At 59.2% G+C, this 15,921-nt stretch carries 15 protein-coding genes and 1 pseudogene; 10 read left to right on the forward strand and 6 right to left on the reverse strand.

All coding sequences use genetic code 11. The annotated features are described in order from the left end of the window. Nucleotides 1–69 precede the first annotated feature (69 nt). Nucleotides 70–573 carry a GNAT family N-acetyltransferase gene (locus tag ACI2JR_RS18980; RefSeq protein WP_132730133.1) on the forward strand — a complete coding sequence of 168 codons (504 nt, stop codon included), beginning with the start codon at nt 70–72 and terminating at the stop codon, nt 571–573. A 92-nt stretch (nt 574–665) separates the two neighbouring features. On the opposite strand, the gene miaE is transcribed toward ACI2JR_RS18980, so the two are convergent. Both miaE and rraB read right to left on the reverse strand, forming a co-directional pair. Beyond that, on the reverse strand, nt 666–1,430 hold the full coding sequence (gene miaE, locus ACI2JR_RS18985) for a tRNA isopentenyl-2-thiomethyl-A-37 hydroxylase MiaE (protein ID WP_132730134.1): 765 nt from the start codon (nt 1,428–1,430) through the stop codon (nt 666–668). Nucleotides 1,431–1,480: 50 nt separating this feature from the next. Beyond that, a complete protein-coding gene (rraB, locus tag ACI2JR_RS18990; RefSeq protein WP_132730135.1) occupies nt 1,481–1,906 on the reverse strand; it encodes a ribonuclease E inhibitor RraB in 426 nt (141 codons plus the stop codon). 98 nt (nt 1,907–2,004) lie between these two features. On the opposite strand from rraB, the gene ACI2JR_RS18995 reads away from it, so the two are divergent. Beyond that, entirely contained in the window at nt 2,005–2,100 is a 96-nt protein-coding gene (locus tag ACI2JR_RS18995; RefSeq protein WP_462479213.1) for a hypothetical protein, read from the forward strand. Next, the gene (gene argF, locus ACI2JR_RS19000; RefSeq protein WP_132730136.1) at nt 2,070–3,074 is read left to right on the forward strand and encodes an ornithine carbamoyltransferase; all 1,005 of its coding nucleotides are present in this window, start codon (nt 2,070–2,072) and stop codon (nt 3,072–3,074) included. Before ACI2JR_RS18995 ends, argF begins: the two co-directional genes overlap by 31 nt. Nucleotides 3,075–3,180: 106 nt before the next feature. Here argF and ACI2JR_RS19005 read toward each other — a convergent pair. Next, nucleotides 3,181–3,640: pseudogene (locus tag ACI2JR_RS19005) on the reverse strand (YhcH/YjgK/YiaL family protein). Nucleotides 3,641–3,833: 193 nt separating this feature from the next. Here ACI2JR_RS19005 and pyrL point away from each other — a divergent pair. The 4 genes from pyrL (at nt 3,834) to ridA (ending at nt 5,947) form a co-directional block, all read left to right on the forward strand. After that, on the forward strand, nt 3,834–3,971 hold the full coding sequence (gene pyrL, locus ACI2JR_RS19010; RefSeq protein WP_165905732.1) for a pyr operon leader peptide: 138 nt from the start codon (nt 3,834–3,836) through the stop codon (nt 3,969–3,971). 2 nt (nt 3,972–3,973) lie between these two features. After that, nucleotides 3,974–4,909, forward strand: a complete 936-nt coding sequence (gene pyrB, locus ACI2JR_RS19015) for an aspartate carbamoyltransferase (protein WP_132730139.1) — start codon at nt 3,974–3,976, stop codon at nt 4,907–4,909. A gap of 12 nt (nt 4,910–4,921) precedes the next feature. Next, nucleotides 4,922–5,383: an aspartate carbamoyltransferase regulatory subunit gene (pyrI, locus tag ACI2JR_RS19020; RefSeq protein WP_132730140.1), complete on the forward strand. Its 462-nt coding sequence runs from the start codon at nt 4,922–4,924 to the stop codon at nt 5,381–5,383. 177 nt (nt 5,384–5,560) lie between these two features. Then, a complete protein-coding gene (gene ridA / locus ACI2JR_RS19025) occupies nt 5,561–5,947 on the forward strand; it encodes a 2-iminobutanoate/2-iminopropanoate deaminase (RefSeq protein ID WP_032689775.1) in 387 nt (128 codons plus the stop codon). Nucleotides 5,948–6,005: 58 nt separating this feature from the next. On the opposite strand, the gene ACI2JR_RS19030 is transcribed toward ridA, so the two are convergent. The 3 genes from ACI2JR_RS19030 to mgtL form a co-directional block, all read right to left on the reverse strand. After that, nucleotides 6,006–8,399 carry a beta-N-acetylhexosaminidase gene (locus ACI2JR_RS19030; protein ID WP_462479214.1) on the reverse strand — a complete coding sequence of 798 codons (2,394 nt, stop codon included), beginning with the start codon at nt 8,397–8,399 and terminating at the stop codon, nt 6,006–6,008. A gap of 171 nt (nt 8,400–8,570) precedes the next feature. Further along, nucleotides 8,571–11,321: a magnesium-translocating P-type ATPase gene (mgtA, locus tag ACI2JR_RS19035; protein ID WP_462479215.1), complete on the reverse strand. Its 2,751-nt coding sequence runs from the start codon at nt 11,319–11,321 to the stop codon at nt 8,571–8,573. 145 nt (nt 11,322–11,466) lie between these two features. Continuing rightward, complete coding sequence (gene mgtL / locus ACI2JR_RS19040) at nt 11,467–11,520, reverse strand: mgtA regulatory leader peptide MgtL (protein ID WP_462479222.1); 54 nt, start codon at nt 11,518–11,520, stop codon at nt 11,467–11,469. Nucleotides 11,521–11,702: 182 nt separating this feature from the next. Here mgtL and treR point away from each other — a divergent pair, with 182 nt between their 5' ends. From treR to treC, 3 genes are all read left to right on the forward strand, one after another. Then, nucleotides 11,703–12,650 (forward strand): trehalose operon repressor TreR, encoded by a 948-nt coding sequence (gene treR / locus ACI2JR_RS19045; RefSeq protein ID WP_462479216.1) that lies wholly within the window; start codon nt 11,703–11,705, stop codon nt 12,648–12,650. A 129-nt stretch (nt 12,651–12,779) separates the two neighbouring features. Beyond that, a complete protein-coding gene (gene treB / locus ACI2JR_RS19050; RefSeq protein ID WP_132730143.1) occupies nt 12,780–14,198 on the forward strand; it encodes a PTS trehalose transporter subunit IIBC in 1,419 nt (472 codons plus the stop codon). Between the two features lie 52 nt (nt 14,199–14,250). After that, a complete protein-coding gene (gene treC / locus ACI2JR_RS19055) occupies nt 14,251–15,906 on the forward strand; it encodes an alpha,alpha-phosphotrehalase (protein WP_132730144.1) in 1,656 nt (551 codons plus the stop codon). The last annotated feature ends 15 nt before the right edge of the window (nt 15,907–15,921 follow it).

The following is a 15,921-nucleotide window of genomic DNA, read 5'->3' on the forward strand; positions in this document are numbered from 1 at the left end:
GCTTGCGCTCCCCCCGCTCCCGATGTTATTAACAACACCATCCGTCATTTTTTTGCTATGAGTAATCGTATGAATACGATCGCGACCGTTACGGCGTCGCTGCGCCGCATCACCGCTGAAGACAATGCTGCTATCGCCAACGTTATCCGCCAGGTTTCTGCGGAATACGGGCTGACGGCCGATAAGGGCTACACCGTAGCCGATCCCAACCTCGATGAGCTTTTTGAGCTCTACAGCCAGCCGGGCTCCGCCTACTGGGTGGTTGAACAGGATGGTCGGGTGGTCGGCGGCGGCGGAATTGCCCCGCTGGCTCATAGCGAACCGGATATCTGCGAACTGCAGAAAATGTATTTTATGACCTCTGCCCGCGGACAGGGGCTGGCGAAAAAGCTGGCGCTGCTGGCGTTAGATCACGCCCGCGAGCAGGGGTTCAAACGCTGCTATCTGGAAACCACCGCCTTTCTGAAAGAGGCCGTCGGGCTATATGAGCACCTGGGGTTCGAACATATCGACGGGCCCCTTGGCCGCACCGGACATGTGGATTGCGAAGTGCGAATGCTGAAAACGCTGTAAGCGCTTGCCCCGCCCGCGCGCTGCCTGCGGCGGCTCCCGGCACTCAGGTCACCCGGATAAGACGCGCAGCGTCGCTATCCGGGAACATCGCATCAGGCGATAACCGGCACGCCGCTGTGAAAGCGGAACTCCGCCTCCGGAGCGTTAATTAACGCCGCTTCCGCCTCGCCAAGCTGGCGTATGCGTTCGCTGATATCCTCATCGGCGATCTGCTGCGCCAGGTCCAGGTAGTCCTGATAATGGCGCGCCTCCGAACGCAGCAGCGACAGGTAAAACTTCTGCAGGTCTTCCTCCAGCCACGGCGCCAGCGCGGCAAACCGCTCGCACGAGCGCGCTTCAATATAGGCGCCGCAAATCAGCTTATCGATCAGCATCACCGGTTCGTGAGAACGCACCTCTCTGCGCAGCCCGCGGGCGTAGTTGCTGGCGGTGATTTTGACGTACGGGATGTCGTGCGCCTGCATCATTTCGCGCACCTGCCAGAAGTGATGCAGCTCTTCTTTAATCAGCAGGACCATGCTATCTATCAGCTGGCGGCCCCAGGGGTCGTCGGTTTGCGGCATGGTGCTTTTATTGATTCGCTTATGCAGCGCGACGAAATCCGGCTCCGGCCCCCAGCGGTAGGTGAAGTCCTCATACGGCTTGAGACAGGCCAGCAGTTCGTCGGCCCCCTCTTTATCGGCGACATATTTACGCACCAGCAGCAGCGCATTTTGCGCCGCCTTTAGCTCACAGACCATGTGATCGGTCAGCAGCAGCGGAAGATTTTCCGCTTTACGGGCTTCATCAATCCACGCCTGAGGCGTTGGACAGTGCAGGAAATTCAGTACGGGTGCGAGTATTTGCGGGTAATCCATGAATGATCCTTGCTATACGGCGGCGGGCGCCGCCGTATCCATCTGCAACCTTAGTGGCGAACCCCGTCGTCGTCTTCATCGACGAGATCGTCATCGTCTTCTTCGTCGCCGTCTTCGCCGTTAGGATCTTCGTAGTACGTGCCCCAGCCGTCATATTCCACGCCGAATTTTTCCGCCAGGTTCAGCAGCTGCTCAACCTGGGCGTCGATCAGCTCCACTTTCAGCGCGCTTTCGCTCAGGATATCGCAGCAGATAACCACATCGCCTTCTTCGACTTCCAGCTCTTCCGGCTCGGTCACTTCATAACCCAGTTTGAACGCTTCTACCGCCACTTTCTCCAGCGTTTCGAAGTCGTCGGCAGAGAGATGGTGCTCAATGGTGTACAGGGCGTCCGGATCGCTGCCGTCTTCGAGCAGCTCTTCGATTATCAGACGCGTTTCTTCACGCTGTTCTTCCAGTAGTTCCGGGTTTGCCATGGCTCGTTCCTCATAATGTGCGGCAGATACTTCTATTGTCACATACCGCCGTGATTGCCTCCACCTTTGCGCGAAAGATTTGTGCAATGGGGTTGCAAATGAATATTCATACATATAAATTGAATTTTAATTCAATAAGTGGCTTAAGCCATGCGAGGGAACCATGTCCGAGTTTTATCAGAAGCATTTTTTAAAGTTGCTTGATTTTACCCCAGCAGAAATTACCGCCCTGCTGAAGCTGGCGGCCAGACTGAAAACCGATAAGAAAAACGGTATTGAAATCCAGTATCTTGCTGGCAAAAACATCGCGCTCATCTTCGAAAAAGACTCTACCCGCACCCGATGCTCTTTCGAAGTTGCCGCATACGATCAGGGTGCCCGCGTCACTTATCTCGGGCCAAGCGGCAGCCAGATCGGCCACAAAGAATCGATTAAAGACACGGCCCGCGTGCTGGGGCGGATGTATGACGGTATTCAGTACCGCGGCCATGGCCAGGAAGTGGTCGAAACGCTTGCCGAGTATGCCGGTGTTCCGGTGTGGAACGGCCTGACCAACGAATTTCATCCCACCCAGCTGCTGGCGGACCTGCTGACCATGCAGGAACATCTGCCGGGGAAAGCCTTCAACGACATGACCCTGGTCTATGCCGGCGACGCCCGCAACAATATGGGCAACTCGATGCTGGAAGCGGCGGCCCTCACCGGGCTGGATCTGCGCCTGGTGGCCCCGACGGCCTGCTGGCCGGAGGAGGGCCTGGTGGCGAAGTGCAAAGCGCTGGCGCAGAAAAACGGCGGTAACATTACCCTGACCGAAGATATCGCGGCGGGGGTTAAGGGCGCCGACTTTATCTATACCGACGTGTGGGTGTCGATGGGCGAAGCCAAAGAGAAGTGGGCCGAGCGTATTGCGCTGCTGCGTGATTACCAGGTGAACAGCGCGATGCTGGCGCTGACCGGCAATCCGCAGGTGAAGTTCCTGCACTGCCTGCCGGCGTTCCATGACGATCAAACCCTCCTGGGCCAGCAGATGGCGGCGGAATACGGCCTGCACGGCGGGATGGAAGTGACCGATGAGGTCTTTGAGTCGCCCGCCAGCATCGTCTTCGATCAGGCGGAAAACCGGATGCATACCATCAAAGCGGTGATGGTCGCGACGCTGGCGAAATAACCTTATCAGCTCTGGGTTATCCTCCCGGATAGCGGCGCCAGCGCCTTATCCGGGCGACCTGACGCAGCCCCTCGCGCCGGCCAGCATAACGCCACCGGGGCTGGGGTTACGCCACCCGCATCTTCACCACCGCCTTACGCACTTTTGCCGGCTCCCCCACCGCACACAGCGGCTTATGCACTTCTCCGGGATAAAACACCACAAAGTCGCCCTCATTGAGGATCACGGTTTGCTCCTGCTCGCCGGCGGGCAGAAACGCGATGTCTTTCTCCGCCAGCCAGTCGGTATCCGGCGCCCCGGCAGGCCGCGTGCTGAAGGTCATCCCCTCCTGGCCGCGCAGTACGATCTGGATATCCAGATAACGCGCATGATATTCGGCGCGGCGAGCAGCGAGCGGCGAGCGGTTCGGTACTGTCTTCTGAGATCAGATAAAACAGCGTGTTGCCGTCAATATCGTGTTTACCGGGCGGCGTCTCCGCGGTGACGTGCGCTTTAATATATTCAATCGCCTGACGCAGCGCGTCCGGCAGCCAGGCCTGCAGATGGTGAATGTGACCGACGATCATAATAACCCTCAAATATAAAACGGCTTTTCATTTTCGTTTTTATACGCCCCCTGGCGGTACCATACCAGCTCTTTTTTATGCTTTTTTGCGCTGACGCAAGCTTATCGAAGCAATCGTTTTCTTGTTTGCGTACTAATCGCTTGATCCGAAATTTGAGCTGCGTATAATGCCGGTCGATTTGCCGGGAGGAAGCATGGTCTACTGCGTACGACATTCTGTCTTACCGCGTCTGAAAACAGGCGCTGGCGTAGCGTTTTTCTTTCCGTTGCTCAAGAATTCTCGAAGCCCCTTATTCAAGGGGCTTTTTTTTTGCCCAGGCGTCAGGAGATAAACATGGCTAACCCGCTATATCAAAAACATATCATTTCCATAAACGATCTCAGCCGAGAAGACCTCGAACTGGTCCTGGCGACCGCTGCAAAACTAAAAGCGAATCCACAGCCAGAACTGCTGAAGCATAAGGTTATCGCCAGCTGTTTCTTTGAAGCCTCCACCCGTACCCGTCTGTCGTTTGAAACCTCGATGCATCGCCTCGGCGCCAGCGTGGTGGGCTTCTCCGACAGCAGCAACACTTCGCTGGGCAAAAAAGGCGAAACCCTGGCCGACACCATTTCGGTCATCAGCACCTACGTTGACGCCATCGTCATGCGTCACCCGCAGGAAGGGGCCTCGCGCCTGGCCACCGAATTTTCCGGCGGTATTCCGGTGCTCAACGCCGGCGACGGGGCGAACCAGCACCCGACGCAGACCCTGCTGGATCTGTTCACCATTCAGGAAACCCAGGGGCGCCTGGAAAACCTCAACGTCGCGATGGTCGGCGACCTCAAGTACGGCCGCACCGTCCACTCGCTGACCCAGGCGCTGGCGAAGTTTAGCGGCAACCGTTTCTACTTCATCGCCCCGGACGCGCTGGCGATGCCGCAGTACATCCTCGATATGCTGGATGAAAAAGGAATTGCCTGGAGCGTGCATAGCGCCATCGATGAGGTGATGGAAGAGGTGGATATTCTGTACATGACCCGCGTCCAGAAAGAGCGTCTGGATCCATCCGAATACGCCAACGTCAAGGCGCAGTTTGTCCTGCGTGCCGCCGACCTCGAAGGCGCCCGACACAACATGAAAGTGCTGCATCCGCTGCCGCGCATTGATGAAATCACCACCGATGTCGATAAAACGCCGCACGCCTGGTATTTCCAGCAGGCCGGCAACGGCATCTTCGCACGCCAGGCGTTACTGGCACTGGTACTGAATAGCGAGCTGGCTCTGTAAGGGGGAACGACCATGACACACGATAATAAATTGCAGGTAGAAGCCATTAAACGTGGCACCGTCATTGACCATATCCCTGCGCAGGTGGGCTTTAAGCTGCTGACGCTGTTCAAGCTGACCGAAACGGACCAGCGCATCACCATCGGCCTGAATCTGCCGTCAGGTGAAATGGGCCGCAAGGACCTGGTAAAAATCGAGAATACCTTCCTCACCGACGAGCAGGTTAACCAGCTGGCGCTGTACGCCCCGCATGCCACGGTCAACCGCATCGACGATTATGAAGTGGTGGGTAAATCGCGCCCGAACCTGCCGGATCGGATCAACAACGTGCTGGTCTGCCCGAACAGCAACTGCATCAGCCACGCTGAGCCGGTTTCTTCCAGCTTTGCGGTCAAAAAGCGCGCCAATGATATCGCGCTGAAGTGCAAATATTGTGAAAAAGAGTTTTCACATTATGTCGTTCTGGCCAACTAATTGAGGTTGGTATTGGCGACCCGGCTCCCTATAATGGCCGGGTCCCCTACGCGCTATCCTGCAAGCGGCCTCTTTGTCGGCGGCGTGAGCGCCCACGGCGACTCGCTCCCTGCCGCATCGATGCAACCCCAAGGATTCCGCGTCACTACTTAATCATGCTGTTATTCAGGAGAACTCATGTCTAAAACTATCGCGACGGAAAATGCACCAGCAGCAATCGGCCCGTACGTTCAGGGTGTTGATCTGGGTAGCATGATCATCACTTCCGGCCAAATCCCCGTCGACCCGAAAACCGGTAGCGTGCCGGAAGATGTCGCCGCGCAGGCGCGTCAGTCTCTGGACAACGTGAAAGCTATCGTGGAAGCGGCAGGCCTGAAAGTGGGCGATATTGTTAAAACCACCGTATTCGTCAAAGATCTCAACGATTTCGCCACCGTGAATGCCGCTTATGAAGCGTTTTTCAGCGAGCATAATGCGACCTTCCCGGCACGTTCCTGTGTTGAAGTGGCGCGCCTGCCGAAAGATGTGAAGATCGAGATCGAAGCGATCGCGATTCGTCGCTAAGCGCTTCTTTCCCCTCACCCGCCCGCTGTTAAGTCACGCGTCGGGTGAGGGAGTTTCCTCACTCTACCTTCGTCGCCCGCAGCAGCTTCTCCAGCGGATAGACCGCCGCAATCACCAGCTCATCCTGGGTTTTCGCCGCCTCGTCGAGCTGCGCCTGAACCGAAGCATACTCTTTATCGTCCAGCGTCCCCTGACGCGCCACCAGATCGGTCAGCCGCAGGCCTAACGTCGCCAGTTTATCCACCTGCTGTACCACCGGGCCGATCGCCGCCAGCTGATAGCTATTTTCCGTCAACGCCTGAACATCGGCGGTGTTATTTTGCCAGCGGCTAAAGATATGGCGTAACGCGTCCGCGCTTTCGTTGTCTTCCGCATCGCTGATTAAACGTTCCGCCCAGCGGTCGAGGCTGCGGACGGTGGCGCTTTCCGCGGGCAGCGCATCGGCCAGGCGGTTTAACGGCTCGAACAGATCGTAATGGTTGGCCTGGAATTTCAGGTGCTGACGGGTGTAGTAGTGCGCCGGTTCCAGCGCCTGGGCGAGGATTTGCAGCGGCAGGGCGCTGCTGCCGTTGGCCAGGCGCGTGAACTGCACCAGCTGCTGGGTATGCTGCTGCAGGCCGACCGAGACCGTTGACCAGCTGTCCATCGCCTGCAGGCGCTGATACATATTGTCGCTATCGTTAACATCCTGCGCCGACCACAGCCGCTCCGCCACCGCGAAGGCCCGCGGCCACAGTTTAATATCCAGCACCGGCGCCGCGACGTTTTCCGCCCACAGCGCCGCTTCACCGCCGAGCAGGTTCTTCTGCTGGTCCGCGCCGGGGACCACCGGCGGCGTGCCCTGAGGCACCGCTTCCAGCCTCTGCCCGCTGACAGGATAGCGGGCGTTGCCCAGCAGGAAATAGCCGCTCAGCTTATCGTCGTTCACGCTCAGTACCGGCCGGGTTTCCCCCATCCAGGTGTCGACGCGGAAGGTCAGCCGATCGTCGCCTGACCATTCAATATCCTGCACCGCACGGCGGGATTTACCTGTGAAGTCAATAAAGCCGCGCCAGCCGCCCTCGCCTTTGACCAGGGTAAAAGTGCCCTCTACCGCGCTTCCCTTCAGCCTTGGCATGGTGAAGCTCCAGCTCTGGGCGCTGTCGTTGTCGCTAATCGTATCAACGCCGTTGAGCCCCTGCGGCACGATCTCATTGCGGTAGTGGTAGGCGGTGTACTGCGGCTGGTCGAGATAAAAACCGGTGGAAAGGATCCCGCGATAGCCCTGTTTGGTCACCTCTCCCAGCGCGTCCTGCCCCTGCCAGGACTGGATCAGAATGCTTTTTGGCAGATCGGGGTGATAGATTTCATCCCAGCCCACCATCTGGCGATGGTATTTTTCGAGGATCGTCTCCAGCTTACGGTTGAAATACGCCTGCAGCGCGTGGCTATCGGCCAGCCCCTTCTGGCGCATAAATTTCTGGATCGCCGGGTTCGCCTGCCATTGGCTGTCATCGACCTCATCGCCGCCGATATGCAGATAGGGATCGGGGAAGATCGCCGCCAGTTCGCCGATCATCGCCTCGGCAAAGGCGTAGGTGGCCTCTTTCGTCGGATCGAGTACCGGCTTGAGTACTCCCCAGTGGCGCTCCATTTCATACGGCCCCGGGGCGCTCATCAGCTCCGGGTAGGCCACCGCAATCGCCGACGCGTGACCGGGCATATCGATTTCCGGCACCACCCGGATACCGCGTTCCGCGGCATAGCGCACCACCTCTTTCATCTGCGCCTGGGTGTAATACAGCCCGTCGCTGGCCTTCTGCTGCAGTTTCGGATAGCGCGTGGAGGCAAAGCGCCAGCCCTGATCGTCAGTCAGATGCCAGTGGAAAACGTTCAGTTTGGCCGCCGCCATGCCGTCGATCTGCCGCTTGATGGCGTCCAGCGGCATAAAGTGGCGCGCGGAGTCCAGCAGCAGCCCGCGCCACGGGAAGCGCGGCGCATCATCGATCGTGACGTAAGGAATCGCGGTATTCTCGGGCCCGTTCTGAATCAGCTGGAGCAACGTTTCCATGCCGCGCAGCGCGCCAAAGCGGGTGTTCGCCCGCAGCGTCACCCCGTCGGCCGCGACCGTCAGCTGATAGCGTTCGTCGCTATCGGGACGGGGGAGCGGCGGCACTTTTTTGCCAATCACTACGTTAATCGTCGGCGTTTTCACCGGCGCCACCTGCGGCTGCAGCGTCCAGCCGGTCTGGCGGGCAATACGTTCCCGCCAGCGCCCCACGGCGTCGCCAAGATCGTCGCCGCTGACGCTCAGCGTCAGTTGGTTATTGAGTACTAACGCGCCCTGCGATTGCGGGCGTTCAACGTGGGCCGGCCACGGCATCAGCGGCAGGTCGCCGGCCGGGGCGGCCTGGGCCAGAGCGCCGAAGAGTAGTCCGCTGCTCAGCAGGCCATAGCACACAGTGTTAAGCATGAGTTTTCCTTTTGATGACGGGCCAAAAAAAAGCAAAACATTGGGTTAACATGCGCGCAAAAGAGCGTCAAGAGAATGGGATGACGGGGTTCACAACTTTCTGAGATTTAAGAGAAATGCCAGAATAGCCTCTCTCCTGGCGGCGGAGAGAGGCGGCGGGAAAAATTGCGCTTACTGCCAGCCGTAACGACGGCTATAGAAGCCTTTCACCATCTGGGTCAGCGTCATGTAGCCCGCCAGAATGGCAATCAGCCACGGGAAGTAGCTCAGCGGCAGGGCCTGCAGCTGCAGATAGCCGGCCAGCGGCGAGAACGGCAGCGCGATGCCGACGATCATCACCACCAGCGTCATGGCGAACAGCGGCCACGCGGCGCGGCTCTGGACGAACGGAATGCGTCGCGTACGGATCATATGCACAATCAGCGTTTGCGACAGCAGCCCTTCGATAAACCAGCCCGACTGGAACAGCGTCTGCGCTTCCGGGACGTTGGCGTGGAAGACCCACCACATCAGACAGAAGGTCAGGATATCGAAAATCGAGCTTATCGGGCCAAAGAAGACCATAAAGCGCCCCAGCTCGGCGGGGTTCCAGCGCTGCGGTTTGCGAATCTGCTCATCATCGACGTTATCAAACGGAATCGCCACCTGGGAGACATCGTACAGCAGGTTCTGGATCAGTAAGTGCAGCGGCAGCATTGGCAGGAACGGCAGGAATGCGCTCGCCACCAGCACGCTGAAAACATTACCGAAGTTCGAACTGGCGGTCATTTTGATGTACTTCAGCATGTTGGCAAAGGTGCGGCGCCCTTCGATCACCCCCTCTTCCAGCACCATCAGGCTTTTTTCCAGCAGAATGATATCCGCCGCTTCACGGGCGATATCCACCGCGCCATCGACGGAAATACCGATATCCGCCGCGCGCAGCGCCGGGGCGTCGTTGATGCCATCGCCCATGAAACCCACCACATGCCCTTCGCGTTTGAGCAGCGTAACGATACGCTCTTTATGCAATGGCGCGAGACGGGCAAACAGGGTGGTACGTTTAGCCAGCGCCGCCAGCTCGTCATCGCTCAGGGTTTCAATCTGGCTGCCGGTCACCACCTCGCCGGCGTCCAGCCCCACCTCATGGCACACCTTCGCCGCCACCAGCTCGCTATCGCCGGTAAGAATTTTGACGCTAATTCCGCTGGCCTTCAGCGCTTTCAGCGCCGGGGCGGTGGTCTCTTTCGGCGGATCGAGGAAGGCGATGTAGCCTTCCAGAATCAGGTCCGACTCATCGGCCCGCTGATAATCCCCTTCGCGAGCGGGCAGATAGCGGGTCGCTACCGCCACGACGCGCAGCCCCTGGCGGTTGAGCGTATCGGTCACCCGGCGGATACGGCGCAGCATGGTGTCGTCCAGCGGCACGATTTCGCCGTTGTAGTTCACCTGAGTCGAGACGTTAAGGATCTCCTGCAGCGCCCCTTTGCAGATCAGCTGATGAACGCCTTCCAGCTCGCTCACCACCACCGACATCCGGCGGCGTTCAAAATCGAACGGGATCTCATCCACTTTCTGCCAGCGCTCGGCAAGCTGGCGGGCGGCATCCAGCTCGACCCCTTCCAGCACCGCGGTATCCAGCAGGTTTTTCAACCCGGTCTGATAGTGGCTGTTCAGCCATGCGGCGTGCAGCACGCGTTCGCTGACCTTGCCGGAGACGTCGGTATGGTTTTCCAGCACGATTTTATCCTGGGTCAGGGTACCGGTTTTATCGGTGCACAGGATGTCCATCGCGCCAAAGTTCTGGATCGCATCGAGGTGTTTCACAATCACTTTCTGTTTCGACAGCTTCACCGCCCCGCGCGCCAGGGTGGAAGTGACGATCATCGGCAGCATTTCCGGCGTCAGCCCGACCGCCACCGACAGCGCAAACAGCGCCGCTTCCCACCAGTCGCCTTTGGTGTAGCCGTTAATCAGCAGCACCACCGGCGCCATCACCAGCATAAAGCGAATCAGCAGCATACTGACGCGGCTGATGCCTTTCTGGAAGGCGTTAGGTTCGCTCTCCTGCTCGCTGACCCGCCCGGCCAGCTGACCAAACCAGGTGTTGCCGCCGGTCGCAAAGACCATCGCCTGCGCCGTACCGCTCACCACGTTGGTGCCCATAAAGCACAGGGTATCGCACTCAAGCGGGTTGCTTTGCTGCGGGTCGCGGCTGCGGGCCACTTTTTCCACCGGCAGCGATTCGCCGGTCAGCGACGCCTGCGCCACGAACAGATCCCGCGCCTGGAGGATGCGCAGGTCCGCCGGGATCATATCCCCGGCCGACAGCTTGACGATATCGCCCGGCACCAGCCGATCGATCGGCAGCTCGCACCAGCGGCTTTCCCCCTGCTCATTGACCACCCGCAGCACCGTCGCGGTGTTGCTGACCATCGCCTTCAGGGCATCCGCCGCCTTGGTTGAGCGAGCTTCCTGAATAAAGTTGAGCAGCGTGGAGATCCCGACCATCAGCGCAATCACGCCCGCGGCGAACAGATCTTCCGTCGAATAGGAGACGATGCCCAGCACCGTCAGCAGCAGATTGAACGGGTTGCGATAGCAGGTCCACAGATGAACCCACCACGGCGCCGGCTTCTGCGCCGGAATTTGGTTATCGCCGTGCTCGGCGATTTTCTGCGCGACTTCGCCCTCGTTGAGCCCTTCCGGGTGGCTGGCGAAGGCGCGCCAGATTTCATTGTCGTCCATCGCCGCGACGTCCAGGCAGCGTTTGCCTAGCGAGTCCGGGATCGGCGCGACGTCCAGGCAGCGTTTGCCTAGCGAGTCCGGGATCGGCGCGCTGGTCAGATTACGCGCATCAGGTAATGGATCGCGCTGAACCAGTCGGCGCGGCAAGTGGCGGCTAAGCTGCGCGAACAGCTGCCGGGTCATATTTTTCAGCATAAACAGTCCCTCCGCGCTCGCATGGGCGAACGCAGCACAACAGACAGGCAGGATAAAACCATACCCGTCAGGTATTATTTTTTTATGGCAGGGACATCAAAGACGTCACTGCTTTACGCTTCCGGTAAAGCAGTGCTAAGCAGGCTTACCGGAAAAAGGGGTAACTCCATCGCGGATGAGGAGTGGGATCGGGGTCCATAAAATCTCCGGTAAGTGAGTAAAAAAACGGCGCTGAGTATACCGCGCACGGCGGACAACTCGTAGCCACTTTCGCAATGATAACCCCGCGTAACTAAACCAGACGTAAACCAGACTTTGCTCATTGCGATTGGGTTGAGTAGCATTAGGCTCACTAAAACTGGATAGCGACGAGAACCCTGCATGCAAAACCGGCTGACCATCAAAGATATCGCGCGCTTAAGCGGCGTCGGGAAATCGACGGTGTCACGAGTGCTCAACAATGAAAGCGGTGTTAACGAGCGCACCCGTGAACGGGTAGAAGCGGTGATGCAGCAATACGGTTTCTCGCCCTCCCGCTCCGCGCGCGCCATGCGCGGCCAGAGCGACAAAGTGGTGGCCATCATCGTCACCCGTCTCGATTCGCTGTCGGAAAACCTCGCCGTGCAGACCATGCTGCCGGCGTTTTACGAGCAGGGTTACGATCCGATTATGATGGAAAGCCAGTTCTCCCCGGCGCTGGTTGCCGAGCATCTGGGGATCCTCGCCCGCCGCAATATCGACGGCGTGGTGCTGTTTGGCTTTACCGGCATTAGCGAAGAGATGCTGACGCAGTGGCGGGAAACGCTGGTGCTGCTGGCCCGCGACGCGCCGGGCGTCGCCTCCGTCTGTTACGACGACGACGGCGCGGTGAAAATGTTGATGCAGCGTCTCTACGAGCGCGGGCACCGCCATATCAGCTTCCTCGGGGTGCCGCACAGCGACGTCACCACCGGGCAACGCCGCCATCAGGCCTATCTCGATTTCTGTACGCAGTACCAGCTCACCCCTACCGCCGCCCTGCCGGGGCTGGCCATGAAGCAGGGCTATGAAAATGTCGCCAGCGTCCTGACCCCCGACACCAGCGCGCTGCTTTGCGCCACCGATACCCTCGCCCTCGGCGCCAGCAAATATTTACAAGAGCAGCGTATCGATAGCCTGCAGCTTGCCAGCGTCGGCAGTACGCCGCTGATGAAGTTTCTCCATCCGGAGATCATCACCGTCGATCCCGGCTATGGCGAGGCCGGACGCCAGGCGGCACAACAGCTGATCGCCCAGATCGCCGGCCAGGCGGATCCCCGTCAGATAGTGATTCCCGCCGCGCTTATTTAAGCCCGCCCGCGGGATTTATGTGATCGTTGCTGCGTTTCGGGAACGTTCCCATTTTGTAAATGAAGCGAACCGGTTAGGATTCGTCTCAGGTCATTACGCAATCTCTTCCCTCTGTTTTGAGGCCTTACAATGAGTAAAGTAAATCAGCAGGACATCGATAAATTGATCGAACTGGTGGGCGGGCGCGACAACATCGCCACCGTCAGCCACTGTATTACCCGTCTGCGCTTTGTGCTGAACAATCCGGCCATCGCCAAACCAAAAGAAATTGAACAACTGCGCATGGTGAAAGGCTGCTTTACCAACGCCGGGCAGTTCCAGGTGGTGATCGGCACCGAGGTCGGCGATTACTACAAAGCCCTGCTGGCCACGACCGGCAAGTCCTCGGCGGATAAAGAGCAGGCCAAGAAGGCCGCGCGGCAGAACATGAAGTGGCACGAGCAGCTGATCTCGCACTTTGCCGAGATCTTCTTCCCGCTGCTGCCGGCGCTGATCAGCGGCGGCCTGATCCTCGGCTTCCGTAACGTGATCGGCGACCTGCCGATGAGCAACGGGCAGACGCTGGCGCAAATGCACCCGTCGCTGAAAAGCATTTATGACTTCCTGTGGCTGATTGGCGAAGCCATCTTCTTCTATCTGCCGGTCGGGATCTGCTGGTCGGCGGTGAAGAAAATGGGCGGCACGCCAATCCTCGGCATCGTGCTCGGCATCACCCTGGTCTCTCCGCAGCTGATGAACGCCTATCTGCTGGGTCAGCAGCTGCCGGAAGTGTGGAACTTCGGCCTGTTCACCATCGCGAAGGTCGGCTATCAGGCGCAGGTGATCCCGGCGCTGCTGGCGGGCCTGGCGCTCGGCTTTATCGAAACGCGTCTGAAACGTATCGTCCCTGACTACCTCTACCTGGTGGTGGTGCCGGTCTGCTCCCTGATTCTGGCGGTGTTCCTCGCCCACGCCTTCATCGGCCCGTTTGGCCGCATGATTGGCGACGGCGTCGCCTTCGCGGTACGCCACCTGATGACCGGCAGCTTCGCGCCGGTTGGCGCCGCGCTGTTCGGCTTCCTGTATGCGCCGCTGGTGATTACCGGGGTCCATCAGACCACGCTGGCTATCGATATGCAGATGATTCAGAGCATGGGCGGCACCCCGGTGTGGCCGTTGATTGCCCTGTCTAACATCGCTCAGGCCTCCGCGGTGGTCGGCATTATTATCGCCAGCCGTAAACAGAATGAGCGTGAAATCTCGGTACCGGCCGCCATCTCCGCCTACCTCGGCGTGACCGAACCGGCGATGTACGGGATCAACCTGAAGTACCGCTTCCCGATGCTCTGCGCGATGGTCGGCTCCGGTCTTGCCGGCCTGCTGTGCGGCCTGAATGGCGTCATGGCGAACGGTATCGGCGTCGGCGGCCTGCCGGGCATCCTCTCCATCCAGCCGACTTACTGGCAGGTCTATGGCTTGGCGATGGCCATCGCGGTAGTGGTGCCGATTGTTCTCACCACCTTCGTCTACCAGCGTAAATTCCGTCAGGGCACCTTACAGATTGTCTGATTTTTTTCTTCCGGGGCGCGATGGCGCCCCTTCGTTGTAGCAGGAAAGCGATATGAATACCCTTCCCCTCTGGTGGCAAAACGGCGTTATTTATCAAATTTATCCGAAGAGTTTCCAGGACACGACCGGCAGCGGTACCGGCGATCTGCGCGGGGTAACCTCGCGCCTCGACTATCTGCAAAAACTCGGGGTGGATGCCCTCTGGCTGACGCCGTTCTACGTCTCGCCGCAGGTTGATAACGGCTACGACGTGGCGAACTATACCGCCATCGATCCCGCCTACGGTACGCTGGATGATTTCGACGAGCTGGTCGCCGGGGCGAAAGCCCGCGGGATCCGCATCGTGCTGGATATGGTTTTCAACCATACCTCTACCGCCCACGCCTGGTTTCGCGAGTCGTTAAATAGCGCGAGTCCGTACCGCCAGTTTTATATCTGGCGTGACGGCGAGCCCACCACGCCGCCCAATAACTGGCGCTCGAAGTTTGGCGGCAACGCCTGGCAGTGGCACGCCGGGAGCGGGCAGTACTACCTGCACCTGTTCGCCGCGGAACAGGCGGATCTCAACTGGGAAAATCCGACGGTCCGCGCCGAACTGAAAAAGGTCTGCGAATTCTGGGCCGATCGCGGCGTCGACGGCCTGCGCCTCGATGTGGTCAATCTGATTTCTAAAGACCAGGCGTTCCCGTCGGACCCGCAGGGCGATGGCCGCCGTTTTTATACCGACGGCCCGCGGGTCCACGAGTTCCTGCAGGAGATGAGCCGCGATGTCTTTACGCCGCGCAACCTGATGACGGTAGGCGAGATGTCCTCGACCTCGCTGGAACATTGCCAGCAGTACGCGGCGCTGGACGGCCGCGAGCTGTCGATGACCTTTAACTTCCACCACCTGAAGGTGGATTATCCCGGCGGCGAAAAGTGGACTCTGGCGCGCCCGGACTACGTGGCGCTGAAAGCGTTGTTCAGCCACTGGCAGCAGGGGATGCACAACCGGGCGTGGAACGCGCTGTTCTGGTGTAACCACGATCAGCCGCGTATCGTTTCGCGCTTCGGCGACGAGGGCGAATATCGCGTACCGGCGGCCAAAATGCTGGCGATGGTGCTGCACGGTATGCAGGGCACCCCTTATATCTATCAGGGGGAAGAGATTGGCATGACCAACCCGCACTTCTCGCGCATCAGCGATTATCGCGACGTCGAAAGCCACAATATGTTTATTGAACGTTCGGCGCAGGGCCAGGCGCCCGATGAGCTGCTGGCGATCCTTGCCAGTAAATCACGTGATAACAGCCGGACGCCGATGCAGTGGGACTGCCGCGAACAAGGGGGGTTCACCGAGGGCGAACCGTGGATTGCGCTGTGCGATAACTACCGGACGATCAACGTCGACGCGGCGCTGGCGGACCCGGATTCGGTCTTCTACGTCTATCAGCAGCTGATTACGCTACGCAAAACGACGCCGGTGTTGACCTGGGGCGACTACCGGGACCTGCTGCCGGAACACCCGTCTCTGTGGTGCTACCGCCGTCAATGGCAGGGGAAGACGCTGATCGTCGCCGCCAACCTGAGCCGCGAGTTCCAGACCTGGCAACCGGACGAGATGGACGGCGAGTGGCGGGTGCTGATGAGCAACTACGCGGAGGCGGCAAACCGTCCGGCGGCCACCACGTTGCGTCCGTTCGAAGCGGTGTGGTGGCTGCAGGAGTAAAACCGTTCCCCCGCT

Origin of the sequence: Klebsiella sp. NPDC088457, assembly GCF_044900465.1 — a bacterium.
Lineage (GTDB): Bacteria > Pseudomonadota > Gammaproteobacteria > Enterobacterales > Enterobacteriaceae > Klebsiella.

What these genes read in the sequence shown, in the direction of transcription:
- ACI2JR_RS18980 (WP_132730133.1), top strand. Translation starts at nt 70, where the DNA reads ATGAATACGATCGCGACCGTTACGGCGTCGCTGCGCCGCATCACCGCT.
- miaE (WP_132730134.1), bottom strand. Translation starts at nt 1,430, where the DNA reads ATGGATTACCCGCAAATACTCGCACCCGTACTGAATTTCCTGCACTGT.
- rraB (WP_132730135.1), bottom strand. Translation starts at nt 1,906, where the DNA reads ATGGCAAACCCGGAACTACTGGAAGAACAGCGTGAAGAAACGCGTCTG.
- ACI2JR_RS18995 (WP_462479213.1), top strand. Translation starts at nt 2,005, where the DNA reads ATGAATATTCATACATATAAATTGAATTTTAATTCAATAAGTGGCTTA.
- argF (WP_132730136.1), top strand. Translation starts at nt 2,070, where the DNA reads ATGTCCGAGTTTTATCAGAAGCATTTTTTAAAGTTGCTTGATTTTACC.
- pyrL (WP_165905732.1), top strand. Translation starts at nt 3,834, where the DNA reads ATGGTCTACTGCGTACGACATTCTGTCTTACCGCGTCTGAAAACAGGC.
- pyrB (WP_132730139.1), top strand. Translation starts at nt 3,974, where the DNA reads ATGGCTAACCCGCTATATCAAAAACATATCATTTCCATAAACGATCTC.
- pyrI (WP_132730140.1), top strand. Translation starts at nt 4,922, where the DNA reads ATGACACACGATAATAAATTGCAGGTAGAAGCCATTAAACGTGGCACC.
- ridA (WP_032689775.1), top strand. Translation starts at nt 5,561, where the DNA reads ATGTCTAAAACTATCGCGACGGAAAATGCACCAGCAGCAATCGGCCCG.
- ACI2JR_RS19030 (WP_462479214.1), bottom strand. Translation starts at nt 8,399, where the DNA reads ATGCTTAACACTGTGTGCTATGGCCTGCTGAGCAGCGGACTACTCTTC.
- mgtA (WP_462479215.1), bottom strand. Translation starts at nt 11,321, where the DNA reads ATGCTGAAAAATATGACCCGGCAGCTGTTCGCGCAGCTTAGCCGCCAC.
- treR (WP_462479216.1), top strand. Translation starts at nt 11,703, where the DNA reads ATGCAAAACCGGCTGACCATCAAAGATATCGCGCGCTTAAGCGGCGTC.
- treB (WP_132730143.1), top strand. Translation starts at nt 12,780, where the DNA reads ATGAGTAAAGTAAATCAGCAGGACATCGATAAATTGATCGAACTGGTG.
- treC (WP_132730144.1), top strand. Translation starts at nt 14,251, where the DNA reads ATGAATACCCTTCCCCTCTGGTGGCAAAACGGCGTTATTTATCAAATT.